This is a genomic window from Lysinibacillus sp. OF-1 (assembly GCF_028356935.1).
GTDB classification, from domain to species: domain Bacteria; phylum Bacillota; class Bacilli; order Bacillales_A; family Planococcaceae; genus Lysinibacillus; species Lysinibacillus fusiformis_D.
In genome coordinates, this window is the sequence record NZ_CP102798.1 from 1644441 (window position 1) to 1670279 (window position 25839).

General features: G+C 39.4%; 27 protein-coding genes. 17 read left to right on the forward strand and 10 right to left on the reverse strand.

The features are described 5' to 3' along the window. The first annotated feature begins 3 nt into the window (after nucleotides 1–3). The 12 genes from NV349_RS07765 (at nucleotide 4) to NV349_RS07820 (ending at nucleotide 11088) form a co-directional block, all read left to right on the forward strand. Entirely contained in the window at nucleotides 4–1374 is a 1371-nt protein-coding gene (locus NV349_RS07765; protein ID WP_051891580.1) for an ethanolamine ammonia-lyase subunit EutB, read from the forward strand. Between the two features lie 9 nt (nucleotides 1375–1383). Beyond that, nucleotides 1384–2394 (forward strand): ethanolamine ammonia-lyase subunit EutC, encoded by a 1011-nt coding sequence (eutC, locus tag NV349_RS07770; RefSeq protein WP_271912857.1) that lies wholly within the window; start codon nucleotides 1384–1386, stop codon nucleotides 2392–2394. Between the two features lie 11 nt (nucleotides 2395–2405). Further along, a complete protein-coding gene (gene eutL, locus NV349_RS07775; protein ID WP_036118375.1) occupies nucleotides 2406–3056 on the forward strand; it encodes an ethanolamine utilization microcompartment protein EutL in 651 nt (216 codons plus the stop codon). Nucleotides 3057–3071: 15 nt separating this feature from the next. Continuing rightward, the gene (locus NV349_RS07780) at nucleotides 3072–4562 is read left to right on the forward strand and encodes an aldehyde dehydrogenase family protein (RefSeq protein WP_271912860.1); all 1491 of its coding nucleotides are present in this window, start codon (nucleotides 3072–3074) and stop codon (nucleotides 4560–4562) included. A 16-nt stretch (nucleotides 4563–4578) separates the two neighbouring features. Further along, the gene (locus NV349_RS07785) at nucleotides 4579–4857 is read left to right on the forward strand and encodes a BMC domain-containing protein (RefSeq protein ID WP_004269321.1); all 279 of its coding nucleotides are present in this window, start codon (nucleotides 4579–4581) and stop codon (nucleotides 4855–4857) included. 202 nt (nucleotides 4858–5059) lie between these two features. Further along, complete coding sequence (locus tag NV349_RS07790; RefSeq protein WP_051891578.1) at nucleotides 5060–5650, forward strand: phosphate propanoyltransferase; 591 nt, start codon at nucleotides 5060–5062, stop codon at nucleotides 5648–5650. 12 nt (nucleotides 5651–5662) lie between these two features. Continuing rightward, complete coding sequence (locus tag NV349_RS07795) at nucleotides 5663–6532, forward strand: phosphate propanoyltransferase (protein ID WP_058845097.1); 870 nt, start codon at nucleotides 5663–5665, stop codon at nucleotides 6530–6532. Nucleotides 6533–6568: 36 nt separating this feature from the next. Beyond that, entirely contained in the window at nucleotides 6569–6853 is a 285-nt protein-coding gene (locus NV349_RS07800) for a EutN/CcmL family microcompartment protein (RefSeq protein ID WP_036118365.1), read from the forward strand. Beyond that, nucleotides 6846–7214: a BMC domain-containing protein gene (locus NV349_RS07805; protein ID WP_058845098.1), complete on the forward strand. Its 369-nt coding sequence runs from the start codon at nucleotides 6846–6848 to the stop codon at nucleotides 7212–7214. Before NV349_RS07800 ends, NV349_RS07805 begins: the two co-directional genes overlap by 8 nt. Further along, on the forward strand, nucleotides 7214–8161 hold the full coding sequence (mdh, locus tag NV349_RS07810) for a malate dehydrogenase (protein ID WP_058845099.1): 948 nt from the start codon (nucleotides 7214–7216) through the stop codon (nucleotides 8159–8161). The genes NV349_RS07805 and mdh overlap by 1 nt, the downstream gene beginning before the upstream one ends. A gap of 260 nt (nucleotides 8162–8421) precedes the next feature. Next, nucleotides 8422–9516 (forward strand): helix-turn-helix transcriptional regulator, encoded by a 1095-nt coding sequence (locus NV349_RS07815; protein WP_271912863.1) that lies wholly within the window; start codon nucleotides 8422–8424, stop codon nucleotides 9514–9516. A 75-nt stretch (nucleotides 9517–9591) separates the two neighbouring features. Further along, nucleotides 9592–11088, forward strand: a complete 1497-nt coding sequence (locus tag NV349_RS07820) for a carboxypeptidase M32 (protein WP_271912865.1) — start codon at nucleotides 9592–9594, stop codon at nucleotides 11086–11088. A 53-nt stretch (nucleotides 11089–11141) separates the two neighbouring features. On the opposite strand, the gene NV349_RS07825 is transcribed toward NV349_RS07820, so the two are convergent. The 4 genes from NV349_RS07825 to NV349_RS07840 form a co-directional block, all read right to left on the reverse strand. Continuing rightward, entirely contained in the window at nucleotides 11142–12803 is a 1662-nt protein-coding gene (locus NV349_RS07825; protein ID WP_058845107.1) for a b(o/a)3-type cytochrome-c oxidase subunit 1, read from the reverse strand. After that, nucleotides 12790–13281, reverse strand: a complete 492-nt coding sequence (locus NV349_RS07830; RefSeq protein ID WP_036118325.1) for a cupredoxin domain-containing protein — start codon at nucleotides 13279–13281, stop codon at nucleotides 12790–12792. Before NV349_RS07830 ends, NV349_RS07825 begins: the two co-directional genes overlap by 14 nt. 24 nt (nucleotides 13282–13305) lie before the next feature. Continuing rightward, complete coding sequence (locus tag NV349_RS07835; RefSeq protein ID WP_255358839.1) at nucleotides 13306–13431, reverse strand: hypothetical protein; 126 nt, start codon at nucleotides 13429–13431, stop codon at nucleotides 13306–13308. Between the two features lie 300 nt (nucleotides 13432–13731). Beyond that, nucleotides 13732–14190 carry a chemotaxis protein CheX gene (locus NV349_RS07840; RefSeq protein ID WP_036118321.1) on the reverse strand — a complete coding sequence of 153 codons (459 nt, stop codon included), beginning with the start codon at nucleotides 14188–14190 and terminating at the stop codon, nucleotides 13732–13734. 418 nt (nucleotides 14191–14608) lie between these two features. On the opposite strand from NV349_RS07840, the gene pcp reads away from it, so the two are divergent. The 4 genes from pcp to NV349_RS07860 are packed head-to-tail and all read left to right on the forward strand — an operon-like array spanning nucleotide 14609 to nucleotide 17500. Beyond that, the gene (gene pcp / locus NV349_RS07845; RefSeq protein ID WP_271912870.1) at nucleotides 14609–15223 is read left to right on the forward strand and encodes a pyroglutamyl-peptidase I; all 615 of its coding nucleotides are present in this window, start codon (nucleotides 14609–14611) and stop codon (nucleotides 15221–15223) included. After that, on the forward strand, nucleotides 15207–15902 hold the full coding sequence (gene pxpB / locus NV349_RS07850) for a 5-oxoprolinase subunit PxpB (RefSeq protein WP_036118314.1): 696 nt from the start codon (nucleotides 15207–15209) through the stop codon (nucleotides 15900–15902). Before pcp ends, pxpB begins: the two co-directional genes overlap by 17 nt. 3 nt (nucleotides 15903–15905) lie before the next feature. Then, entirely contained in the window at nucleotides 15906–16778 is an 873-nt protein-coding gene (locus NV349_RS07855; RefSeq protein WP_141902976.1) for a 5-oxoprolinase subunit C family protein, read from the forward strand. Beyond that, nucleotides 16769–17500 carry a 5-oxoprolinase subunit PxpA gene (locus NV349_RS07860; protein WP_036118299.1) on the forward strand — a complete coding sequence of 244 codons (732 nt, stop codon included), beginning with the start codon at nucleotides 16769–16771 and terminating at the stop codon, nucleotides 17498–17500. Before NV349_RS07855 ends, NV349_RS07860 begins: the two co-directional genes overlap by 10 nt. A gap of 148 nt (nucleotides 17501–17648) precedes the next feature. On the opposite strand, the gene NV349_RS07865 is transcribed toward NV349_RS07860, so the two are convergent. The 6 genes from NV349_RS07865 to NV349_RS07890 all read right to left on the reverse strand — a co-directional run bounded on the left by NV349_RS07865 (nucleotide 17649) and on the right by NV349_RS07890 (nucleotide 21822). Then, nucleotides 17649–18203: a phosphatase PAP2 family protein gene (locus NV349_RS07865; RefSeq protein ID WP_141902978.1), complete on the reverse strand. Its 555-nt coding sequence runs from the start codon at nucleotides 18201–18203 to the stop codon at nucleotides 17649–17651. Between the two features lie 7 nt (nucleotides 18204–18210). Continuing rightward, nucleotides 18211–19170: an LCP family protein gene (locus NV349_RS07870; protein WP_036118294.1), complete on the reverse strand. Its 960-nt coding sequence runs from the start codon at nucleotides 19168–19170 to the stop codon at nucleotides 18211–18213. 19 nt (nucleotides 19171–19189) lie between these two features. Further along, nucleotides 19190–19837, reverse strand: coding sequence for a helix-turn-helix domain-containing protein (locus tag NV349_RS07875; RefSeq protein ID WP_036118291.1), 648 nt, complete (start codon nucleotides 19835–19837; stop codon nucleotides 19190–19192). A 99-nt stretch (nucleotides 19838–19936) separates the two neighbouring features. After that, nucleotides 19937–20557 carry a sporulation membrane protein YtaF gene (ytaF, locus tag NV349_RS07880; RefSeq protein ID WP_036118287.1) on the reverse strand — a complete coding sequence of 207 codons (621 nt, stop codon included), beginning with the start codon at nucleotides 20555–20557 and terminating at the stop codon, nucleotides 19937–19939. 635 nt (nucleotides 20558–21192) lie between these two features. Next, complete coding sequence (locus NV349_RS07885) at nucleotides 21193–21513, reverse strand: DUF4183 domain-containing protein (RefSeq protein ID WP_036118284.1); 321 nt, start codon at nucleotides 21511–21513, stop codon at nucleotides 21193–21195. Nucleotides 21514–21537: 24 nt separating this feature from the next. Beyond that, nucleotides 21538–21822 carry a DUF4183 domain-containing protein gene (locus NV349_RS07890; RefSeq protein WP_230593753.1) on the reverse strand — a complete coding sequence of 95 codons (285 nt, stop codon included), beginning with the start codon at nucleotides 21820–21822 and terminating at the stop codon, nucleotides 21538–21540. Between the two features lie 401 nt (nucleotides 21823–22223). Between NV349_RS07890 and NV349_RS07895 the strand changes: the two genes are divergently transcribed. Further along, nucleotides 22224–25835: a dynamin family protein gene (locus NV349_RS07895; protein ID WP_271912875.1), complete on the forward strand. Its 3612-nt coding sequence runs from the start codon at nucleotides 22224–22226 to the stop codon at nucleotides 25833–25835. Nucleotides 25836–25839 lie beyond the last annotated feature (4 nt).

A 25839-nucleotide genomic window follows, 5' to 3' on the forward strand; every position in this document is an offset into this window, starting at 1 on the left:
AGGATGAATGTGAATCTATCGGTGATATTTGGTGGAGAAAAATATAATTTTAAATCATTAAAAGATGTAATGGCTAAGGCCAATGAAGAAAAATCAGGCGATCGGCTAGCTGGTATTGCAGCTGAGACGGTTCAACAACGAATCGCAGCTAAAGCTGTATTAAGTGAGCTTTTAGTCAAAGATATCCGAGAAAATCCATTAGTGCCGCAGGAAAATGATGAGGTTTCACGCATTATTGAGGGCGATATTAATGAGCAAATCTATGGAGAAATCAAAAACTGGAGCATCGAGCAGCTGCGTGAATATATTTTATCGAATGACACAGGGGATCGTGAATTAAAGCGATTAAGCAAAGGGATGAATTCAGAAATTATTGCTGCTGTCACAAAGCTCATGTCAAATCTAGATCTTGTTCATGCAGCCAATAAAGTAGAAATACTGTCAACGTGTAATATTACCATTGGGCAAAAAGGGACACTGTCCTCTCGCCTACAGCCAAACCATCCAACAGACAATATTGATGGCATCATCGCCTCACTAAAAGAAGGACTGTCTTATGGTATTGGAGATGCTGTTATCGGTATTAATCCTGTAGATGATTCAGTTGAAAGTGTCAAAAAGGTACTTACGGCTACAAAAGAATTTATCAATGACTGGTCCATCCCTACACAAAACTGTGTCCTAGCTCATATCACAACACAGATGAAAGCAATTAAGCAAGGCGCACCAGCAGATATGATTTTCCAAAGTATTGCTGGGACGGAAATTGCCAACCGTTCGTTCGGTATTTCTGCGGATTTAATAAGAGAAGCAGAGGAGCTCATTAAAAAGCAAGGAACGGGTACTGGCCCAAATTTATTCTACTTTGAAACGGGCCAAGGCTCAGAGCTATCGGCAGAGGCTCATATGGACATTGACCAAGTAACACTCGAATCTCGCAATTATGGATTTGCAAGACATTTTAATCCTTACATTGTGAACACAGTAGTGGGCTTTATCGGTCCAGAGTATTTATACAATAATAAACAGGTTATTCGAGCAGGTCTAGAAGATCATTTCATGGGCAAAATGCACGGTATTCCAATGGGTGTAGATATTTGTTATACCAACCATATTAAGGCGGACCAAAATGATGTTGAAGATTTAAGTGTGCTACTAACAGCAGCTGGCGTTAACTTTATTATTGCTGCGCCGATGGGAGATGATGTTATGCTCAACTATCAATCAATGAGCTTCCATGATGTGGCTACATTACTCCAAACATTTGGTAAAAAACCAGCACCAGAATATTTAGCATGGTTAGAGAAAATGGGCATTTATGAAAATGGTCGACTTTCAGCAAGAGCTGGCGATTTATCCATTTTTGAAAGGTAGGTGAGTCCAGTGAATGATCAATTAGTCTCTATGATTACACAGCTTGTTATGGAAAAGATGGAGAAAAGCACCGAGAGCCAAGTGCCTGAAACGGTAGCTACTCCAACAGAACAACCTCTTATTACGTTTTATGATACAGCAGCACATCAGGCAACAGAAACAACAACATCAAGAGCAACATCGCAGGAGCCATTAATTCAGCTGTATCAGCATGGAGCTCCACAGCAGGCGACGGTAGCTCCTACTGCTACTTTCGAACAACCCATCAATGTAGCTGTGTCGATTAAGCCTTTTCAGTTTGAGGCAGATACGTTAACGGATAGTGTACAAGCCGCTAAAAAACATACACCTGCTCGAATTGGCGTTGGAAGAGCGGGGACAAGACCAAAAACAAAAACTTGGTTAAAATTCCGACTCGATCATGCTGCTGCAGTGGATGCCGTGTATGGTGAAGTGTCCGAGGGTCTTTTACAAAAGCTTGATGTCTTTCAGGTCACAACGAAAGTCAAGGATAAAGAGGAATACATTACAAGACCTGACTTAGGTCGTCGTCTATCAGACGAATCAAAAGCGTTAATTCAGCAAAAATGTAAGCCGCAACCAAAAGTACAGATTATTATTTCGAATGGCTTAAGTGCTAGTGCGATTGAGGAAAATGTGCAAGATGTGTACTTAGCCCTTCAGCAAAGTCTTAGCAATTTAAATATTGATATCGGCACAACTTTCTATATTGATAAAGGGCGTGTTGCTTTAATGGATGAAATTGGTGAGCTGCTACAGGCAGAAGTGATTGTTTATCTCATTGGTGAACGTCCAGGGCTTGTATCTGCTGAATCGATGAGTGCGTATCTATGCTACAAGCCAAGAATCGGTACAGTGGAAGCGGAGCGTATGGTGATATCAAATATCCATAAAGGTGGTATCCCACCATTAGAAGCAGGTGCTTATCTAGGAACCATTGTAGAAAAAATCTTGCATTATCAGGCAAGTGGTGTAGAGCTTGTCGCAAAAGAAGGTTAGGGGGCTGAACCATGAATCCTCAAAAAATTATGGCGCAAATTTTAGCGATGCAAACCATTCCAAGAGTGAACAGTGAACTAGCAGAGCAGTTAGATTTGAAGCCATATCAACACAGCATTGGACTTGTCACACTGACAATCGACGATGTGGGTTATGTTGCCTTAGACGAGGCAACAAAAAAGGCAGATGTCGATGTTGTCTATGCGAAGAGTTTTTATGCGGGAGCGGCTCATGCATCTGGCCCATTGTCAGGTGAAGTAATTGGCATCATTGCGGGAAGCTCACCTGATGAAATTCGTAGTGGACTTGATGCCATTCAACAAAAAATTGAATTTGATACGTACTTTGAAGCCATTAATCATAATGACAATCACGCCCTGTTTGCCCATACCGTGGCAAGCTGTGGTACGTATCTTGCCGAGCTTGCAGATGTAAAGGTTGGCACACCACTTGCTTATTTAATCGCACCGCCATTAGAGGCAATGATTGGATTAGATGCAGCATTAAAAGCGGCAGATGTGGAGTTAAAGGTTTTCTTTGGCCCTCCGTCTGAAACCAATTTTGGTGGCGGCTTATTAAGTGGTAGTCAATCGTCATGTGAGGCTGCGGCAAATGCTTTCAGAGAAGCTATTGAAAATGTAGCTAGAAATCCAGTGATCTAGAAAGGAGGCGGCTTTATGGCCACATTAGACAAAGACTTATTAGCGATTCAGGAAATGAGAGATGCTGTAAAACATGCTAATACAGCACAGGCTGCCTACATGCAATTTTCACAGCAACAAGTAGACAACATTGTGAAGGCTGTTGCGGATGCTGCCTTTAAGGAAGCAGACCGTTTAGCAAAAATGGCGGTGCAAGAAACAGGGATGGGTATTCCCAACCATAAAAAGATGAAAAATGAAGTGGCTTCAAGAGATGTCTATGAGGATATCAAAGACTTAAAAACGGTTGGCATTGTGGGCTATGACCGCATGAAAAAAGTAGCCGAAATCGCTAGTCCTTTTGGCGTCATCGCAGGTATAGTGCCAACGACCAATCCAACCTCTACAGCCATCTTTAAAACACTTATTTCTTTAAAAACAAGAAATGGCTTAGTACTTAGTCCACATCCATATGCCGTGAAATGTACGAAAGAGGCTTTAGATATTTGTCGAGTAGCTGCTGAAAAAGCAGGTGCACCAGAAGGTTTACTACAATGTTTAACGATGTCTTCTATGGAGGCAACACAGCAGCTAATGAAGCATCCTGACATTCATTTAATTTTAGCGACTGGTGGCGGTGCATTGGTGAAGGCAGCGTATAGCTCTGGCAAACCTGCTTATGGTGTAGGGCCAGGGAATGTACCAGCTTACATCGAAAAATCGGCTAATCTTCAAAAATCTGTACGTCAATTAGTGCAAAGCAAATCGTTCGATAATGGCACAATCTGTGCAACAGAGCAAGCCATTATTGTGGATAAGGCAATTGCAGAGCAAGTGCAGACAGAATTAAAGAAAAATGGTGCTTATTTATTAAATGCTGAAGAAAAGGCCAAAATGGAGAAATTGATTTCGCCTGTTCCTGGAAAAGTAAATCCACAGATTGTCGGCAAATCAGCTACTTGCTTAGCAGATTCTGTTGGCATTACGGTACCAGACGATACAAAAGTACTCGTTGGATTGGAAACGATGATCGGTAAAAATATTCCGTTTGCTCTTGAAAAATTGTCACCAATCTTTGCCCTTTATGTAGTAGAAAACAGTACAGAAGCAAAGCAAGTCATGATTGACCTGTTAAATATTGGTGGACGCGGACACACATGCTCTATTCACACAGAAAATGCAGCATTAGCAGAGCAATTCTCCGTTGAATTACCAGTATCACGCATTGTGGTCAATACATTATCATCTATCGGTGCAGTAGGTGGCACAACGGGGCTAGCCCCATCCTTTACATTAGGCTGCGGTACATTTGGCGGCAATATTACGTCAGATAATATAACAGCAAGACATCTATTAAATATTAAACGTATGGCGTACGGTATTAAAGATGTTGAAGTGCCAAAACCAGAATTTGAAGTACTGTCCGTTGTCGAGTCGGTTGTAGCACAAGAACCTTCTTTAGATACGACAATGGTTCAGCAAATTGTCGATCAAGTATTAAAACAAATCACATTACAAAATAAATAATTTGGAGGAATGACAAATGAGTACAGCATTAGGAATGGTAGAAACAAAAGGTTTAGTAGGAGCAATTGAAGCAGCGGACGCAATGGTAAAGGCAGCAAGTGTTAATTTAGTAGGCAAAGTACATGTTGGTGGCGGTATCGTGACAGTTCTTGTACGCGGAGATGTGGGTGCGGTGAAAGCAGCAACAGATGCAGGTGCAGCAGCAGCACAACGTGTAGGAGAACTATTATCTGTGCATGTAATCCCACGTCCACACCACGAATTAGAAATGATTTTACCAAAAGCAGAAGCATAATTTATCTTCTTTCAGTAGGAGACGCTTATTGCTATAGATGGTGTGAGATAAATGCCAATATAGCTTCCATTTACAAAACACGTACTGGATAAGAAGCCATTATGCCAAGACGTAATGGATCAGCATGAGAGCTGACCTAACCGTAGGAAAGCTCTTATCTTGTCCAAGTCAAAACAATTTATGAAATATAGAGGTGGCTAACGTGATAACAGCGACAAAAACATTTCCAGTGGCCATTTCGGCTCGTCATATCCATCTTAGTGAAGCGGATTTACAAGCACTTTTTGGTCCAAATGCAACGTTAACAAAGGATTTTGACTTATCACAGCCAGGGCAATTTGCTGCCAAGGAGCGTGTCTCAATCGAAGGGCCAAAGGGCATTATTCATAATGTCCGTGTCCTTGGACCTGTAAGACCAGCAACCCAAGTGGAAGTCAGCCGCACAGATGCGATGAAGCTTGGGGTTACCCCTCCTTTAAGGCAATCAGGAAATATTGAAAACTCGGCAGGCATTAAAATACTTTATCAAGACAAAGTGTTGGAGATACAGCAGGGGGTCATTATTGCACAGGCACACATCCATATGACAGAACAAGATGCCAAAGAATTGGAAGTACACAATAATGAATTGGTTTCAGTGGAAGTCATCAGTGATCGACCTGTCACTTTCCGTGGTGTCGTTGTACGTGTTTCAAATGACTTTAGTTTAGAGATGCACATTGATACAGATGAAGCAAATGCAGGCTTTATCGAACAACAAGCACAAGGTAGATTAGTAAAAGTATCATCGTAAGGAGGAGGCAAGATGCAAGAAAATTTAGTGCAAAAAATTGTGGAAGAAGTTCTGCAACAAGTTTTAAAAAATCAATCTTCCTCTCCACATGACGGTAAAATTCCCGTTGGCGTATCCGCTCGCCATGTCCATCTTGCACAAGCAGAGGTGGAGCAACTTTTTGGTGAGAATTATGAGCTTACACCAAAGTTTGAGCTTTCACAGCCAGGACAATTTGCTGCGGAGGAAACCGTTGTCATCGCTGGTCCCAAAGGATCGATTGAGCGAGTTCGTATTCTGGGCCCAGCTCGCTCCTTGTCTCAAGTGGAAGTAAGCTGGACAGATGCAATGAAAATAGGATTGAAGCCCCCGTTAAGAGTTTCGGGTGATATTCAAGGCTCTAGCCCTGTTACATTGATTGGTCCAAAGGGGAGTGTTGTGTTAAATGAAGGACTCATTGTAGCACAGGCACATATCCATATGTCCCCTGCGGATAGTGCGAGATTCAATGTAGTAGATGGACAGTCTGTACAAATCAAGGTAGGGGGTATTCGCCCCATTATTTTATCGAATGTGATCGTCCGCGTATCAGAGCGTTATCGATTAGAAATGCATATTGATACAGATGAAGCAAATGCAGGGTTCATTCAACAAGGAACGTTTGCTGAAATGATCCATCATCAAGTAAGCGAGCCAGCCATACCTGAGAAAGAACAGTCACCAGCTATACAGAAAGTAGCGCAACCATCTGTCTATCATTATGACAAAAAGCTACTTTCACAAATAGAAGTGCTAGATATCGATGCACAAGAAATTGTGGTCCCGAAGAAAACGATTGTGACAGCACTGGCTTATGATAAATTACGAGAGTTAAATAAAACATTAACAATCCGTTCGGAGTAATAAGAAAATCTGTGTCGCATAAAGAGGGTGAAGTTCATGCAAATGGGAAGAGTGATAGGCAGTGTATGGGCAACACGCAAGGAGGAAGGGCTGAATGGTTTAAAGCTACTCATCATTCAACCAATTGACTCCAATCAACAGCCGATTCGCACAGAAATGGTGGCAGCTGATCGTATTGGTGCGGGTATTGGTGATGATGTACTCATTACAAGCGGTGGGTCATCACGCTATATTATGAAAGAAAATCCGTTACCAATCGATGCAGTGGTCATTGGTATTATTGATTCTACTGAAGTGATGAGAGGTGAGGACAATGAGTAGTGCAATTGGTATGATTGAGACCAAAGGATTAGTTGGTTCATATGAAGCGGCTGATGCGATGATTAAAGCGTCAGATGTGACAATCGTTAAACAAGAATTCGTCGATGGTGGTATTGTGACGATAGTCGTAAAGGGCGACGTAGGTTCTGTACAAGCAGCAGTGGAAGCTGGTAAGGCTGCTGCCATGCGTGTTGGTGAATTATTAGGTGCTCACGTCATTCCGAGACCTGATGAAGAAGTATTCCAAATGATTAAAGGACCAGAGGCACCAAAGAAAAAGCCTGCCACTACAACAGCATCAACACGTGCTAAAAAAACAGCAGACACAACATCACCGACAGATAATAGAGGTGACGCATAATGGCATTTCGTAAAAATAAAATTGCTGTGATTGGTGCAGGTCATACAGGTGCTACATTAAGTTTATTTTTAGCACAGAAAGAATTAGGCGATGTGGTGCTAGTAGATATTCCAGAAGCGGAGAACCCGACAAAAGGGAAAGCATTGGATTTACTACAAACAGGCCCTATCGAAAAATTCAATGTGTCGATTAAAGGGACAAGTCATTACGAAGATATTGCTGGTGCTGATATTGTGGTCATTACAGCAGGTATCCCTCGTAAACCAGGGATGAGCCGCGATGATTTAGTCACAACAAATGCAAAAATCATTCAACAAGTGTCAAGACAGATTAAACACTATGCACCCAACAGTATTGTCCTTGTGTTAAGTAATCCGGTTGATGCCATGACCTATGTGTGTCATAAGGAAACAGGCTTTGCCAAAAATCGGATTATCGGTCAGTCTGGTGTATTAGATACAGCCCGTTTCAATACATTTGTTGCACAAGAGCTACAAATTGCTCCAGAGGATGTATCAGGCTTTGTGTTAGGTGGACATGGTGATGAAATGGTGCCATTAATTCGCTATTCCTATGCAGGAGGCATTCCATTAGAAAAGCTAATTCCCCAGGATCGACTACAACAAATCGTTGAACGTACACGTAAGGGCGGCGGTGAGATTGTCGGATTGCTAGGCAATGGTAGTGCCTACTATGCACCAGCAGCAGCGTGTGCACAAATGGTAGAAATTATTATGAAAGATCAACGGAAAATTATCCCCTCTATTGCCCTATTAGAAGGAGAGTATGGCTACAACGATCTGTTTTTAGGTGTACCAACTATTTTAGGTGGCAATGGGATTGAATCTGTGATTGAATTGCACCTAACAACTGAAGAACAAGCAGCTCTCCAGCATTCAGCTGAGGCTGTGAAGCAAGTGATTGCTATTTGCCAAAACATTGAATAGGGTAAACAGACTCTGTTCTTTGATAGAAAGAAAGTATCCCCAACTTTCTTTCTTATTGCTCTTAATTAATGTTTGATTGGAAACCGAACATGACTTGAAAGCTAGTTAAAATCCCCCTAATAATATATAAAGCTCTTATTTGTAAGAGGATAAACTGTAGCAAGCTCAAAAGTTTGCTACAGTTTTTTTATTGCACATTCACAACTTATATCATAAAAACAATGATGCCTTCTACTATAATCAAAGTAGGAGGGATGTGGATGAACAACATCGTACAGGAGATGATTGATTGCATTGAAGGTCATCTCTTAGAAGGGTTTTCGTTAGAGCAATTAGGGAAGGAGATGGGCTATTCTCCTTATTATTGTTCTTTCAAATTTCATCAGATGACGGGGATGACGATTAAAAAATATATGTCATTACGAAAAATCTATCTTGCATCCTTGGTATTAAAAGAGACAGAGGAGAAAATTATTGATATTGCTTTCTGCTATGGTTTTTCATCTCAGGAATCCTTTTCAAGAGCATTTAAAAGGGTCTTTGGCATAAGCCCGTATGATTATAGGAGGTCTCCTCAGCCTATGCAAACATTTGTGAAGTTAAATTTAAATGATGAAAGAGGCTGGTTTATAATGGACATTTCTCAAAAATTGAAAATTAAGGAATTACAAGAAAAGATTTTTGAGCAATTTGATCAAGAGACTTTGAATGTATTAAATGGTCAGATGATGTATGAAGAATTTGCAAAACATCAATTAATGGGAAATAGTGATTATGTACCTTTCAATGAAGCCATGTGTACGAATCCGACTGCTAGCCCGATTTTCAGCGAGGAATTCAATCAAATCCGAGCGGCTGGGCATCAAGTGTCATTACAGGCATACGAGCAAATGACATTGAATCCTTTGAAGCCTCTATGGACAAAAGGCTATCAATGCATTGTGTTATGGTTTGGGGATGATATGTTTTGTCAGATGAATTTATTGACCATGCTTGCTTTTCTCGAACAACAAGGATATCAAGGCAAGGTCTATTTCCATATGGTCAAGGAAACGACCTATGATGTGGAGGAAACAGAGCTGGAGTTAGGAGGCTATCTAGAGGTCTATCAAGAAGTTTTCATGCACCATCGTTTTCCGAAGGCTACACTTTTACCCGTCATGTATCAGGGCATTCAATTATATTTTAACTATTTACAGGAAGAAAATGATATTACGACGTATATAAAAAAGCATCTTGAGCAGCCGCTAGGGGATTTAATGAAGCAATTATTTTCTCTCTTCCCTCACTATGGGTTAGGAGATAGTCAATATTTAAAAATAATAGAGAAAGTAAAAGACGAATATTCTGAATAAAAATACTAAAAAGTCCACAATATACAAAATTTTCGAAAATATGATAAACTTATAATGTAAAAGGAGGATGAATGCATGACAGTTCAACAATTTACAGACTATGTGAAGAAAATGCAGCATTATGAGGAAGCACTCAATGTCGTTTATTGGGATATGCGTACGGGTGCACCGAAAAAAGGTTTAGCACAACGTTCAGAGGTAATCGGTACATTATCTGCTTCTTTATTTGATATGCAAACAAGTGAAGAATTGGGGGAGCTTTTAGTAGCTTTAGAGTCACAAAAAGCTAATCTTGACTATGTAACATTGCGTTTAGTGGAAGAAGTAAGAAAGAATTATGATCAAAACAAAAAAATTCCAGCTGACGAGTATAAAAAATACGTCATTCTTCAATCGAAGTCTGAAACTGCTTGGGAAGAAGCGAAGGCAAGTAATAATTTTGCATTATTCCTTCCATATTTAGAGGAAATCATTCAATGGCAGAAAAAATTCATTCACTATTGGGGAATTAAAAATGGATCTCCTTACAATACATTACTCGATTTATATGAACCAGATATGACGACTGATGTTTTAGATCAAGTATTTGGTGACCTACGCACATCCATTGTGGAACTGGTCCAAAAAATTGCCAATTCATCGAATAAACCAGATACAAGCATGTTATTTAAGCATTTCCCACGTGAAGCACAGCGTGAATTATCGTTAGAATTGCTTGCCCAGCTTGGTTATGATTTTGATGCAGGGCGCTTGGATGAAAGTGTGCACCCATTCATGATTGGCTTAAACTATGGAGATGCTCGGATTACCACTAAATATGATGAAAATGACTTCCGTTCTGCTATTTTTGGCACAATTCATGAGTGTGGTCATGCGATGTATGAGCAAAACATTGATGAAAAGCTTGCAGGTCTGCCATTGGCTACTGGTACTTCAATGGGTATTCATGAATCTCAATCATTATTTTATGAAAACTTTGTCGGCAGAAATGAAAAGTTCTGGGAGCATAACTACGAGCGTCTTCAGCATTTCTCACCAGCACAATTTGGCGATGTTGCATTAGGCGATTTTTTACGTGCCATCAATATGGTCGAACCATCCTTTATTCGTATTGAAGCAGATGAACTAACGTATCCTTTACATATCATGATTCGCTATGAAATTGAACGTGATTTGTTCAATGGGGATTTACAGGCGAAGGATCTACCACAAGTTTGGAATGATAAATATGAGGAATATTTAGGCATTCGTCCTGAGTCAGATGCTCAAGGTGTGCTACAAGATATGCACTGGTCAGGGGGCATGTTTGGCTATTTCCCATCCTATGCTTTAGGTATGGTTTATGCAGCACAGTGGAAGCATGCGATGGATAAGGATATTCCAAACTTTGATGCGCTACTAGAAAAGGGAGAGCTACTACCAATTCGAGAGTGGCTAACTGAGAAAGTTCATCAATATGGAGCATTGAAAAAGCCATTCGAATTACTTAAAGAAGCGACAGGGGAAGGCTTAAATGCTAAATACTTAGCAGACTATTTACAAGATAAATATAGGAAGCTCTATCAACTATAATATAAAAAAAGCGATTTCTCGTTTCTGAGAAATCGCTTTTTATGTCTAAATGCTTACCACAATTGATAGCCTTTGGAGCCAGCCGGTGAGTTCGAAATAATATCGATAATTGGCACTGTGTAAGCGAATAAAATTAACGCTACTAAAATAACAAGCCATACTTTGAAGTTTTCTAAAATAGCTGGTGTTGGGCCGCTAAGCTCATGTACATCACCAATAGGGAATTCTTCTTCACCTTTAGGTGCAAACCAAGCTAATTTCACGACGATATACATAATGACTAGAATCGCGATAAAGAGAATCGTTCCGCCTACAGCTTGTGCGATTTGATAAGGAATCCAATCATAGGCCTGTGAAGCACCACCATATTCTGAGTAATCTGAGCGACGAGGTGCACCGATAAGACCAGCAATATGCATCGCAGAAGACATAATCGTCATACCAGTAGCCCATAAGATACCAGCGAAATTACTAAGATTATTTAATGATTTCGTCAATGTACGACCTGTTAAATGTGGAATTAACCAGAAGGCCGCACCGAAGTAAGTTAAAACAACAGCTGTAGCAATTGTTAAATGGAAATGCCCTGTAACCCAAATGGTATTATGGATTAATTGGTTCATTTGATAGGAGGCATTGACAATACCACCTGCACCACCAGGAATAAATGCCACCATACCGATAAATGGAACGAAGAAACGAGCATCTTTCCATGGTAATTTTTTAAACCATCCGAACAGCCCTTTACCACCTAATTCACGACCACGTAACTCGAACATGGCAAACATCGAGAAGGCTGTCATAAGAGATGGGACAATTACAGCGAACGTTAATACAACTTGAATGAACTTCCATGTACCATCAATACCAGGCTCTGTTAACTGATGGTGAATCCCAACAGGAATAGAGAAGAGTAAGAACAGCATGAACGAAAGTCTTGCTAAAGAATCGGAGAAAATTTTTCCGCCAATTACTTTTGGGATAATCACGTACCAAACCATGTAGGCAGGTAATAGCCAGAAGTATACAAGTGCATGCCCGAAATACCAGAAGAGGGTACGGGATAATGCAACATCGACACGTTCAATTAAACCTAATGACCATGGTAACAGTTGAATTAATACAGAAGCTGCTACACCAAGTGTTGCCACGAACCACATTAAATTATTGACAACTACCATAAACGATAATAATGGGCTGCGTTGTCCGCTACCTTTATTTTCTTTGCGCCACTGTACATAACGTAAAATTTGACCTGCGCCGCCAACCCAAGAACCAACCACGACTAATGTAAGGCCTAAATAGAAAATCCAGTGTGCCTTTAGAGGTGCATAGAATGTATAAAGTACAGTTGCTTTATTCAATAAAACCATGGTTGCTGAAGCAGCTGTACCAATTGTCATTAACCAAAAACCGATCCAGCCAAGTCTACGTTGACTAGCAGTGAATGTACCAGATGTACGACTTACACTAGCAATTTGGAAGCCGTAAATAAAGAATGTAGTTAAAATAAGACCAAGTAATACACCGTGTACTGTTAAAACTTGATAATAGCCAATGCCTGCTGGTAATGTAAATTGACCAGAACGCACAAATACTTGTAATAAACCTGCAAGACCACCTAATAGCAATGAGATGAATGCCACATAAATATGTGCCATTGCTAGCTTTGCATCGCGACGATCTACTTTTGTCATCGAATTAGTGTGACTCATTTGAATCCACCACCTTTAGCATAGAGTGCATCATCGTATGTCCTGTACCACAATACTCATTACATACGATTAAAAACTCGCCTACTTTGTTAACTTCTGTTACGTATTCCGAAATATAACCAGGCTCAAGCATCATGTTGATATTCGTACCTGCCACCTCAAAACCGTGCATAACATCTTCGCTTGTTGCGATGAATTTCACCTTTGCACCAAGTGGTACCTCAATTTGTGGAGGATTATAATTGAATGCAGAAGCTACTACTACCACTTCATAATCCCAATCTTTTCCCTCAACCTTATGGACTCCTGGATTATCAAAAGGTGCTGTCTCTTTCACTTTCTCGTAATCTAGTGTTTTTTTACCATTGTTCGGATGGGAGCCTTGATGAAATGCCCCGATACCGAGAATGATCAGGAATGCAACTAAAGTAGCAACTCCGAACACAAGCCAATACTTCTCATACTTATGTATGTGCATATGTTTCTGTCCCTTCTTTATATATTAAAATCTTCCAATGAACAAATCGAAGCAGTACACCCAAAGTAAAATGATGATAATACCAACTCCAAAAACTGCATAGAGTGAACCTTTTAAATTTTCATCTGACTTCTTTTTGTTGTTTGCCATTTTTGCCCCTCCTACGCTTTTTATTGTTGTGTTTCTTACTGTCATCATATAAAAATCCATATCATTTTGATGTGAAAAAAATCACACTTCTACACGTATTATGTGAAGAAAGTGTGAAGAATTAAAAAAAGAAAAAAACAAGCCATCTCAAAAGTCATTGAGAGAGCTTGTTATCTTATTATATTTTGCTTAATTTTAATAAAAACAATAGATGGAGAAAGACTTGCACATTCCTTCCCGTTTTTTCTACCTATACATGAAGGCTGTAGGCTTTTGCATACAATGATCCATTCTAGTTTTTTATCCTTCTTCCTCGATGGTTAATAGAACTGTTAATGCACCAATGCTTGGAACCGAAACTGGGAGAACAAATGCTTTTTCAAAGCCGTATAACTTTGTATTGCCCACCATCACGGTTGGCGGAGTGATATCAATTTCTAAGCTTTCTTGCCCAACAGTTGTACATAAATTTCCTGCAATCATGTTACCAAATTCTCCAGTAAAGGATTCTAGCATTTCTCCCTCCAGTGGCATACCGAACATGGTACTCCCAATCCCGCTAAACACATCGGGGGATGAATCAATGATAACGCGACCCTTTACATCTCCAATTAAACCAATTAATACGCCCATTTGCTGCTGTTGAAAGGGTTCAGAAATAATACTAGGCGACTTTACTTCTATATCCATAGGAAGAATGGATTTTAAAGCGTGAATAGTCCCGTTTAAAATAGTTTGAAAGTACTTCGAATTACTCATCATTACCGCATCCTTTTTCCGACTTTTCTACATCTTACCATGTAAAAAGGGTAAGATGAAAGTATGTCTTGACGAATTAACGTGAAATTTATAATATAATAATGAGAATGATTTTCAAATTCAATGAGATGGTCTGAAAGCCTAATAAAAAAATACATAATTTATATGAAAAGGAGCGGTTAGCAATGACATTCGTATTGATTGGAGCAGCTGTAGTGATCTATATTGGTGTTGGGAAATACGTCATGAAACAGGCGACTGCACATTTGAAATAATTACAGCCAAAAGAGTATGGAGCATCAGCGCTTCATACTCTTTTTACTTGCCCAAATGAAGAGAAATATTTATTTTTTCAGAAAATTGTTGTAAAATAAAGCCAATCCTTTAGGGTTATACATAAAGAAATCAGGTGACTAACATGACAAAACTATTAGTAACGGGGTTTGAGCCATTCCTTCATTATAAAATAAATCCAACGATGCAAATTGTCGAAAATTTAGATGGAGAAACAATAGGAGACTATCGCATTGTTGGACGAATTCTTTCTGTAGATTTTCAGCAATCGGCGGAACAATTAAAGCAGTATATAGAGGAAGTAAAGCCACAAATTATTATTTCTTTAGGATTAGCAGGAGGGCGTTTTAAAATAACGCCAGAGCGCATTGCCATTAATGTGAAAGATGGTGAGCCTGATAATAATGGCTACACGCCGGTCGATGAAAGCATTGATAAGGATGGAGCGGATGCTTATTTAACGAATTTACCGATTCGCAATATGGTGAATCGCATACAGGCAGCGGGGTATCCAGCAGAAATTTCAAATACTGCAGGTACGTACTTATGCAATAATATTATGTATGAAGGACTTGTTTATGCACAGCAACACGAAGGGGTTCGTGCTGGCTTTATTCATATTCCGGCATCATTTGACCTGGCCATCCAACATGGCAAAATTCCTGGCTGGCATATCCGAGATTTAATAGCTGCGGTAAAGCTTTGTATTGAGGAGAGCATACGTGCAACCAATCATTGAATTTCCTCATGCGATGTGGATTAGCCAACATACTATTCGCTTTGCATTCAAGGAGGAAATCTCCCACGCCAACTTTCAGGCAGTCCAAGCATTTAATCGGTTTCTGAAACAGCAGCTACAGCATAATCTCGTCGAAAGTGTTGCAAGCTATCATACAGTTACAGCCTATGTCAAACAGCCTCTAGATATCGATTCATTGAGAGGGCATTGGCTAGAGATGCAAACTCTCACAGCAATGGCAGAAGGAACGAAGAAAATTTTAAGAATACCCGTTTGCTATGATGAGGAATTTGCCTTAGATAAGCAGCGAGTCATGAACTATACAGGTTTATCATTTGAAGACTTTAAAACATTACACTTATCGAAAAGCTATTATGTTTATGTTATGGGCTTTTTACCAGGTTTTCCTTATTTAGGTGAATTAGATACTAAGTTGTGTGTACCACGCTTAAAGAAGCCACGAGCTACTGTTTCAGCTAGTTCTGTTGGTATAGGCGGTAGGCAAACAGGCATCTACCCTGTTGAGTCACCAGGTGGCTGGAATATTATCGGGAAAACTCCTCTAGATTTATTTAATGTTGATCGCCAAGAGCCATTTTTATTGGCTCTTGGCGATGAAGTTCAATTTTATGAAATAACTAAACAACAGTTTTGGGAAATGAAAAGCAAAGGAGTGTAGCGATTGAAGCCACTTCTGCTCGTCACTAAACAAGGTGTCTATGGTAGCCTACAGGACCAAGGTAGATTTGGCTATCGGGCATTTGGTATTCCGTTATCTGGACCGATGGACAAAGTATCGTTTCAAGCAGCACAGCTAATCTTAGAAAATCCTCATGACCAAACATCCTTTGAAATGTTTGTGGGTGGCTTTGAATTTGAGGCATTGGCAGATGGAGTCTATGTATTAACAGGTGGACATTGTACATGCTTGGTCAATAATACACCGATAGAGATGTGGAAAACATTCCACTTAATGAATGGCGATCAGTTGGTGATTAAACATGTGAATCAAGGCGCGATTGTTTATTTGACACCTCTTGGCGGGTTTACTTCACAAGTTAAGCTTGGTAGTCGCTCAAACCTGTCACTTGGTCAACTAGGAACAAACATCACAAAAGGTAGCATTTTGTATGGGCAAGACTCAGCGCCATTCCATTATAATCGAGGTCTTTATGCGCCATATCGTCCAACTTTTGATCGTGCTATTTCAGTTAGAGTGCTGAAAGGCCCTCATTTTCATTTATTTAGGGAAGAGAGTCAACACCATTTTTTACAAAATGCTTTTCAATTTATTGGTGGTAATCGCATGGGCTATTACGTAAAGGGAACTGTTTTACAGCTGCAAGAAATGCAAGATATTTTGTCAGAGGCGACCCAGTTCGGCACCATTCAAGTGCCGCCAAGCGGTCATCCTATCATTTTAATGGCCGATGCCCAAACGGTAGGGGGTTATCCTATTATTGCGACGGTACATGAAGACGATTTACATAAAGTAGCTCAAATGCGTATGTTTAACACGATACGATTTGCACTGGAGGTAAGAGGATGCCAATAGATATTAACTGTGATTTAGCTGAATATGATGATGCTTTTCTAACAGGAAAAGAGGAAGAAATATTGGACTATGTCACATCCATTAATATAGCATGCGGCTATCATGCAGGGCATCATACGTTGATGCATCAAACTGTTCGCAGTGCCATTCGTAAAAATGTTCATATTGGTGCACATCCAGGCTATCCTGATCGAGAGGGCTTTGGTCGTCGAAACATGGCATTTAGCGCAGCAGAAATTTATGATATGATGGTCTATCAGATTGGCGCATTACAAGCCTTCGTTCAAATTGAAAAAGGCATGCTCCATCATATTAAGCCACATGGCGCACTCTATAATCAATGCGTAAATGATCGGGAAAAAGCGTCAGCTGTCGTCGATGCAGTCTATGATCTTAATCCACAGCTTATTTTATATTGTTTATCTGGTAGCCAAATCGTAGAGATTGCAAGAGGCAAGGGGCTTCAAGTATATGAGGAAGTTTTTTCGGATCGACGTTATAACGATGATGGCACTTTAGTGGATAGACAGGAGCCTAATGCCTTAATACAAACAGAGCAAGAAATGCTGATACATGTAAAAGGTATTTTAACGGCCAATGAAGTCTTGTCTGTGCAATCTAAAAAAATAAAAGTCGCTGCTCAAACTCTATGTATTCATGGAGATGGCCCCCGTGCGCTAGACTATGCAAAAAAAATTGCCGCGCTCAGACAGCAACTATAATAGTAAAATGGATGCCCTAAGGAGAGTTTAGGGCATCCATATTATGCAGCTTCAAACACAATAATTGCAGCGAGGTTTTTTTACGCAATGATGGTTGGGGCATATAAAAGTTCACATCCATTGCGAACTTTTTAAATCTAAAGACCTCTTACTTTGCATATATTTTCTTGCGTAGCAAGGTAGATTCAAAAAGACGACCTAGTAACATAACTATGTAAGTTACCCCTAATCCAATACATGCGCCTGCTAACACATCTAGAAAGTAGTGCACACCGATAAAAATTCTTGAAATGGCCATTAAGCAGGCCAGCAGGATGAGTACAGTGCCCATTTTTCTTCGTTTCCAAAACAAAGCGAATGCCAGGGCAAATGAACCAGCAGCATGATTACTTGGAAATGAAGGGTCCAGATTTGATTTTTCGAGTAATAATGTTACGCTATGATTGACAAATGGGCGAGGTCGAAAATACGCCATTTCTATAATTTTATCTATACCAAGTGTAAGAATAACAATCGTTAATGCATATAATACTATTTTTCTATTTTCCTGCTGATTTTGGGATTTTGAAAACCATAGCCATATAAATACCAGTCCAAATAGAATGGGCCCATATTTTGAAAACAAGAGGACAAGTTGATCTAAAATCGGATATTTTCCTGCAAACTGGTTTAGTAGTTTGAAAAGTTGATAATCTATATTCATATTCTCTCTAAGATGAAACTCCTTCTAATTTAGTCACTTGTACATTGTCCTCTGATGATAAAAACTCTTCTAATGCACTTTTGTTCTTTTCCAAATCAATATCTAGCACTGCGCCTACATTTACATGTTTGTTGTCAAAAGAACTGGCGACAGGAATTCGTAAAGTATCCACACCATTAGATTTCCCATCTATTAAACCTTTCCCAATTGCAAGAATGGTTTTATTGTCAATATTAGTATCGATATATGCCTCAGCAACACCAAGTATTTTTGGTAAATTTATTAAACTTTGAAAGCTAATTTGTTCTTTGACCTTTGTCATAACTTCCTGTTGGCGTTCAACTCGCCCGAAATCACTTAAACGATCGTGGCGGAATCGTACATAAGCTAATAACTGGTCACCGTGTAAAGTTTGTTCTCCAGGAAATAATGTCATACCAATTCCATATGACATTTCATAAGGGATATCAACTTCAATCCCATTTGGTGCTAGAAGATCCACAATTTTGGGGAATCCTTCAAAATCAACGATAGCGTAGTAATTGACATCAATATCAAAATTCTGCTTAATTGATTTCCTTACAAGTTCTGGGCCTCCAAAAGCAAATGCAGCGTTTATTTTATTCATCCCGTAATCTGGGATGTCAACATACGTATCTCTCATAATCGAAACGATTTTTACATTATTCGTAGTTTGATTATAGTGTGCAATCATTAAAGCATCAGATCTACCTTCGTCTCCTCTAGAGTCACTGCCTATCAATAGCACATTAATCTCACCAAATTGCGGGTCTACACCTTTGAAAGGCTCAAAAGTCTCTTCATCTTCTTTATTGATATCGTCTTCTGCCATAGCCAATCCACTATTGTACTGATATATCCAATAAACAATCCCTATTGAGATGATTAATGCAAATGCTAAAAACGAATTTCTTAGCCATCTACGGCTCGTTTTACTATGTTTCATAAATTAATTAATCCACCTATCAGTTATTTTTTAACAAACCTTTTGCAGTAAGTTGTACAGCTATCGCATCGTCCAAATAACCAATAGGAAATAGATAATCCGGAATGACATCCACTGGAATAATAAAATACAATAATGTACTTCCAATTATTGTTAATTCAAATAGTGTACCCTTATTTGTTGTAAATTTTTCATATAACTCTTTCAACTTGCTAATAAATGGTCCAACGCTACCTACACTCTGAATCTTTTCGTTAAAACTCTTATGAATTGTATTTTTTCCTTCTTCTGTTTGAGCAAATAATCCATAATCGTCTAATTTTTTTTCAACATCTTGCACTGAAAATTGATTGTCATAAACATTAGAAGCCTTAAGAAAAGTCTGTATTGCATCAACAGAAGTATGAATATCTGATTGAGACTCTTCATGTCTCTGTTCGATAGGATACCCTGCAGCTTCAACAAGATTAATGAAAGGAATACCAAGACATTCAGCGAATTTTTCTAAATGTTGAGGTGTTGCCTTTCGTTTATTATTGATAATCCGTGAAATCGTAGCTGTATCGACCCCTGTAAGTTCACTAAACTTCCGCATGGATAATGAGCGTTCTTTTAGTAATTCTTTCAACAATAAACCTAGAGTAGTACTTTCTCTATTTTCTGCCATATTCGATTCTCCCTTCTGTTAGTTCCTTAATGATTGTCTAATGGAAAATTACCGTTGTACAGAAGTGTAATATTGTGTTGACAAAATGTCAACACAATATTAATAAAATGCTGCAAAAGCAAGCAGTAACATCAACAAACCACTAATTACTGTGCCAAATTGCCCTATAGTAAATGAACTAACCTGAACATCAGCGACCTTACTTCCTAATTTGACTCCTGCCCAAACAGTAATAAAGCTCCCGATTGCAGCTGTTAACGAAATGACAACAGGTGAAAGTCCGAGTAGGCCAGCGCCCACACCATTTGTAAGTGCATTTGCTGATAATGCAATACCAAGAAGTATAGATTCTCCCCAGCCGATTTCATCAGACTTATTAAAATCAGCTTCCTCAGGGTTTTTAAAAATACTTTGCCCATTTTTGGGCTGTAACGCCTCTTTTGAAGGTTCATTTTTACGTGGTTTAGCTAAAAGAATGATGCGAATTCCAATGATAAATAACAATAAGGCTCCAAAGATTACAGGAAGCATACCTGGAAGAATAGTCGAGAGCCAAACCCCAAACGTAATGCCTCCCATACTCATAACAAAGCATATAATTGCTATTAATAAATTTTTCCCAAAACTAACATGTATCTTTCGAATCCCGTAAGAGAGCCCTACGCCTAAATTATCTATACTTGATGAAAGCGTAAAAGCTAAAATGATTAACCAAGTCACAGCTTACACCCCTTATTTTTTTATATCATATTATTTATGTTGACAATTGGTGCCTGTTTTCCTAAAATTGTTGACAAAAAAGCAACGGTTATGCCACTTAAAAAAACTCGTCCATTATTGAGCACCATTGTTTTGTTTCATGTACTTACAATGTATTAATTAAGTGTCCTTCGATTTTGGAATAAAAAAAGACCCAATCCAAGCCTAATAGACAAAGAATCGGAGCTTTCGGTTTTCATTATTTTTTTACTTATTTTAACAGGGGAATCCAGACTACTGCCTTGTACAATTTTCCGAACAGTTTTCATTTTGTTAGAAGTATTGGTTTGAAGTCTATTGCCTGTAAATTTTTTCTTCAAGTGACTTAGATTTCTGTGAATCAATGGACAGAGCAGAAGTACCTGTTACATTAACATGACTATTGATAATGGAAAGTACCACCGATTTACGCCCTTTAGGGTCTTTATTTCATGGTGAAGCCTGTCTGTGCAATCTAAAAAATAAAAGTGGCTGCTTAAACTCTATGTATTCATGGAGATAGGCGTCATGAGCTAGACTATTGTAAGCGCTCAGAGAGCTACTACAATTGTAAAATAGATGCCCTAAGAGAGTTTAGGGCATCTATTTTAGTTAGGTTAGGTAGTTGTGACTAATTCAACTGCTTCAAGCACAATTGGTGTACCAGCAGAAAGTGATGCTGTAACAGTGTTGAATGTAACTTCAGTTGCAGAAACTGTATAAGCATCACCCTCCTGTAGAACGCCATTGATATATAAATTATAGTAGCCGTTTGTAACTACTGGAAATGCAGTTGCCGCTGTACCGCTATCATCTAAAAAAGTTGTAGCAGCGACTGTAGTACCATCTGTAATGGCAAGAGGTGCAGCTAAAACGTTAAAAAATCGTGTAGATGTACCTGTGACATTGACATGAATATTAATAATGGAAAGTGCCATATGATTCACCTCCTTTCTTGGATATTAATTTGTCATAAAGCCAAGCGATTCAATGATAATGGGTGTGCCTCGATACAAAGTGGCATTGTAGGGTACGATTGTTAAGGCGGCTGGTGTTATGGTGTAAATGCCACCTTCTTGCATCACCGCATTAATATAAAGATTGACGTAACCGTTTGGCGAGAAGAGGGTAAACTCTGTAATATTGTCAGCATTATCATTCCAGAAGAGAGTCGCTGGCAGCGTGACCCCATTTGTTAGATCAAGATCGGCTGTGACGATATAAAAATAGCGGTGGATAATCGGCAAAATAGTGCCCTCTGGAACGATAGGAGGAGGGACGATGGGCGTGCCGTTTGTTGCTTTGATACGGGGCCAGAAAAATCGATCCTCACAGTGACACGGACAACTTTTTTCTATGATTCGATGAGACTTAGGATTCAGCATGTGCGATCACACTCCATTCTTAAAAAATAACCTTTGCCCCGAATACATTTACTATAAAATATGAAGAAAATAGCAAGAGAACTAGTTGACCATCTATCATTTGAGGAAGATTATTTCGGATCATCAAGATTTTATGATGGGACTTATTAGGATAGAAACGTTGGCATACATGCTTTTTACCGTAAATTAGTGTTATACTTTGCTAGTTGAATAAGGTAGAATACTAATTATGAATAATTAACGAAAAAGGGGTAACTGGTTTCATGAAAGATTTTGAACAACAATTGGAGGAGCTATTAAAGCAAGCTTCTTTGCAATACATAATCTATCAGCATAATGGTGATACAGAACGCATGGATAAAACCTCTCTTTTTGCTCGAAAAATTCAGCAAAAAGAGTATGTGATTGGCTTTGCGGGTCATTTCTCTGCTGGGAAGTCGAGTATGATTAATGCGCTGTCTGGTGAAAACTTACTGGCATCTAGTCCAATTCCAACAAGTGCGAATATCGTAAAAGTGCATAAATCAGAGGAAGATTTTGCAATTGTCTATATGCACAATGAAAAGCCTGTGAAATTTGAGGCAGGCTATGATTTTAAAACAGTAAAAGAGCTTAGTAAGAATGGGGATTTAGTGTCACAAATCGAAATTGGGCACAGTGCCTCTACACTACCACTAGGCGTTACTGTCATGGATACGCCAGGAGTAGACTCCACAGATGATGCACACCGTATGTCAACGGAATCGGCGCTCCATATTGCAGATATCGTATTTTATACAATGGATTATAACCATGTGCAGTCGGAACTGAATTTCCAATTTACAAAGCAATTAATGAAATACAATCCAAACGTTTATTTAATTGTCAATATGATTGATAAGCATAAAGATAATGAATTGAGCTTTGAAGACTTTAAAGCAACGGTTCATCAATCCTTTGCCGCATGGGGCGTTGTGCCGAAGGGTGTATTTTTCACATCATTGAGAGAGCCTGAACATCCACATAATGATTTTGAGGTCGTAAAGAACATCGTGATGGACAGTATGAATGATTGGCAGGAGCAGCTTGTACAAACGGCAACGAATACATTGCGTTTACTGCAAAGTGAGCATGACCATTATTTAATGGAAGAAAGACAGGATCGTTTAACTATTGATGAAGAAATTTTAAGTGCGGACGACTGGGCACACCATCAAGATATTTTGGAGCAATACAATAAATTAAATCGTCAAGTTGAATTATTCTCAGTAGAGGCATGGAATGAAACATTTGAGGAGCAACGGAAGGAACTACTAGCCAATGCAGCCATCATGCCAGCTGATGTACGTGATCGCCTCCGCCTTTATTTAGAAAGTGTGCAGGAGGGCTTTAAAGTAGGGGGACTCTTTACAGCGAAGAAAAAAACAGAGGAAGAGCGTAACCGTCGTAAAGAGGATGCATATAGTGCCTATCAGAACGTCGTTCATGCACAAATTACTGGGCATTTAAAAGGACTTATGAAAAAAGCATTAAAAGATGTAGGTGCATTAAATGAAGAGCGTGCTTCCGCCATTGATGCCTATGTATTTGACTTACCTTTTTCATTGATTGAGCAGCAAGTTCAAACTGGTGCCCTGTTAACAGGTGATGCTGTGTTAAACTTCGCCAACCGTGTCGCGGAGGCAACGAAGCGCTACTTTATTCAGGAAACAGATAGCTGGAAAAATGCGCAAGCAACAACGCTTGAAGCTGTGGCAACAGAAACGGCTGCACCATCAAAATTAAAAATGGCGGGTATGCAAGACAAAGTGGATGCAATTAAGGCAGTGCTTGAAATCGAAGGCTATCAGCAATATAGTGCAAGCATTATGCATCAAGCGAGCAATGAAATCCGTAAAGTTGCGAATCAGCAGCTAGCCAATTGGGCACAGTCATTTAAGCAAGATTTAGCCGATATACGTTTGTTTGATGAGTCCATGCTGAAGCCAAAAGAGCAGGTCATCGAACAAGAGGAAACGCAGCAAGCCATCAGTGCAACGACTCTTCCAATCGATGGTGTGATTAATCGCGCACTGCATACAGCCAATGCAGTCAAAGAGGTTCAAGGCTTTGCAGAAGTTGCCCATTACCTTGAAAATAAAGTGGAACGTTTACAGAAAAAAGATTTTACGATTGCTTTGTTTGGCGCATTTAGTGCAGGGAAATCATCCTTCTCCAATGCCTTAATGGGTGCAAAGGTGTTACCTGTATCACCGAACCCAACAACAGCAGCCATCAATAAAATTCGTCCAGTAACACCAGAGCATCCACATGAAACGGCCGATGTACAGCTTAAAACAGCCGAGCAAATGCTAGAGGATATTCAAGGCTCGTATGCGGCAATTGGCTTGTCTGTAGCTTCGTTGGAGGAAGCCTATAATCGTGCTGATGAAGGGCTTGCCGTTCAGTTAACGGATGAACGTTTAAATGTTCATAAGTCATTTATTCGTGCCTATAAGGAAGGCTATCCAACATTTAAATCTGAGCTTGGTACGATCATTCGTGTAGGCCGTGAAGAATTTGAAAAATTTGTGGCGCAAGAAAACAAATCATGCTTTGTTGATAATATTGATTTCTATTACGATAGCCCATTGACACGCATGGGTGTGACACTTGTTGACACACCAGGAGCGGACTCGATTAATGCTCGTCATACAGGTGTAGCCTTTGAATATATTCGTAATGCTGATGCCATCCTATTTATTACGTACTATAACCATGCCTTTGCTAAAGCTGACCGTGAGTTTTTAATTCAGCTTGGTCGTGTCAAGGATGCATTTGAACTTGATAAAATGTTCTTTATTGTAAATGCCATTGATTTAGCAACAACAGAAGAAGAACAGGAAGACGTAAAAGGCTATGTTCGTTCAGAGTTACAACGTTTTGGCATTCGTTTCCCACGACTGTATGGGGTATCCAGTCTTTTAGCATTAAAAGAAAAAGTAGAAGGTGCTGATTTAACATCTGGCATGCCACCATTCGAAAGCGACTTCCATACATTTTTAAATGATGAATTAAGTGCCTTAGCAGTACAGGCTCTTGCAGAAGAAGTCGATAAAACAGAGCAACGTTTAGCCGATTTAATCGCACAAACGGAGGAAAACTTAAAACGTAAAGATGAGCGTTTAGAGGAATTAACAACACTTGAACAACATATCCAATCGAAGTTCAGCGTGCTCAATACAAGCATGCTAGAGAGTGAAACAAAGCAAGAGCTTGATGAGCTCCTGTATTATGTTCTCCAACGTGTCTATTATCGTTATCCTGAGTTCTTTAAGGAAGGTTATAATCCTTCGACATTTGCTGCGATGCCAGCACAGCAAGCATTGGAGCATGCACTGAAGGAAGTGATGCAAAGCTTGCGTTTTGATTTTACACAAGAAATGCGTGTCACAAACTTCCGTTTATCACAGTTCATAAGCAAGAAAATGCAGCAACGCTTCAAAGATGAGGTGCGTGAGCTGAAAGAGTTGAATAGAAGCTTCTCGTTCCTAAACTTTGAATCTTCAGAGCCAAATTTACTGGATTTTGAAGGGCCATTCACAGATATTTCAAAATATACTAGCGTAAAATCTCACTTCCGCAATCAAAAAGCTTTCTTTGAGAAGAATGAAAAAATAAAGTTGAGCGAGGCGCTGGAAGCTGTAACAAAACCAGATGCACAAGATTATTTAGATGCACAGAAAGTTTTTCTTATGACATGGGCCATTACGTTTATTGCAGAGGAAGCCGAAAAATTACGTTTATATATTTATCATCAAGCGCTTGAACAAATTGAGACAGAAAGACTTGCCTTACAAGAAGAGAGCCGTTTAGCTTCTTGGAAAGCAATTTACGCACAATTACAATACGCATGAGGTG

Coding starts and splice junctions, on each gene's coding strand:
- NV349_RS07765 (WP_051891580.1), top strand. CDS start 4: ATGAATGTGAATCTATCGGTGATATTTGGTGGAGAAAAATATAATTTT.
- NV349_RS07825 (WP_058845107.1), bottom strand. CDS start 12,803: ATGAGTCACACTAATTCGATGACAAAAGTAGATCGTCGCGATGCAAAG.
- NV349_RS07865 (WP_141902978.1), bottom strand. CDS start 18,203: ATGAATATAGATTATCAACTTTTCAAACTACTAAACCAGTTTGCAGGA.
- NV349_RS07800 (WP_036118365.1), top strand. CDS start 6,569: ATGCAAATGGGAAGAGTGATAGGCAGTGTATGGGCAACACGCAAGGAG.
- NV349_RS07860 (WP_036118299.1), top strand. CDS start 16,769: ATGCCAATAGATATTAACTGTGATTTAGCTGAATATGATGATGCTTTT.
- NV349_RS07815 (WP_271912863.1), top strand. CDS start 8,422: ATGAACAACATCGTACAGGAGATGATTGATTGCATTGAAGGTCATCTC.
- NV349_RS07840 (WP_036118321.1), bottom strand. CDS start 14,190: ATGAGTAATTCGAAGTACTTTCAAACTATTTTAAACGGGACTATTCAC.
- NV349_RS07820 (WP_271912865.1), top strand. CDS start 9,592: ATGACAGTTCAACAATTTACAGACTATGTGAAGAAAATGCAGCATTAT.
- eutL (WP_036118375.1), top strand. CDS start 2,406: ATGAATCCTCAAAAAATTATGGCGCAAATTTTAGCGATGCAAACCATT.
- NV349_RS07780 (WP_271912860.1), top strand. CDS start 3,072: ATGGCCACATTAGACAAAGACTTATTAGCGATTCAGGAAATGAGAGAT.
- NV349_RS07830 (WP_036118325.1), bottom strand. CDS start 13,281: ATGCACATACATAAGTATGAGAAGTATTGGCTTGTGTTCGGAGTTGCT.
- mdh (WP_058845099.1), top strand. CDS start 7,214: ATGGCATTTCGTAAAAATAAAATTGCTGTGATTGGTGCAGGTCATACA.
- NV349_RS07795 (WP_058845097.1), top strand. CDS start 5,663: ATGCAAGAAAATTTAGTGCAAAAAATTGTGGAAGAAGTTCTGCAACAA.
- NV349_RS07835 (WP_255358839.1), bottom strand. CDS start 13,431: ATGGCAAACAACAAAAAGAAGTCAGATGAAAATTTAAAAGGTTCACTC.
- NV349_RS07785 (WP_004269321.1), top strand. CDS start 4,579: ATGAGTACAGCATTAGGAATGGTAGAAACAAAAGGTTTAGTAGGAGCA.
- NV349_RS07885 (WP_036118284.1), bottom strand. CDS start 21,513: ATGGCACTTTCCATTATTAATATTCATGTCAATGTCACAGGTACATCT.
- pcp (WP_271912870.1), top strand. CDS start 14,609: ATGACAAAACTATTAGTAACGGGGTTTGAGCCATTCCTTCATTATAAA.
- NV349_RS07870 (WP_036118294.1), bottom strand. CDS start 19,170: ATGAAACATAGTAAAACGAGCCGTAGATGGCTAAGAAATTCGTTTTTA.
- NV349_RS07805 (WP_058845098.1), top strand. CDS start 6,846: ATGAGTAGTGCAATTGGTATGATTGAGACCAAAGGATTAGTTGGTTCA.
- NV349_RS07895 (WP_271912875.1), top strand. CDS start 22,224: ATGAAAGATTTTGAACAACAATTGGAGGAGCTATTAAAGCAAGCTTCT.
- NV349_RS07875 (WP_036118291.1), bottom strand. CDS start 19,837: ATGGCAGAAAATAGAGAAAGTACTACTCTAGGTTTATTGTTGAAAGAA.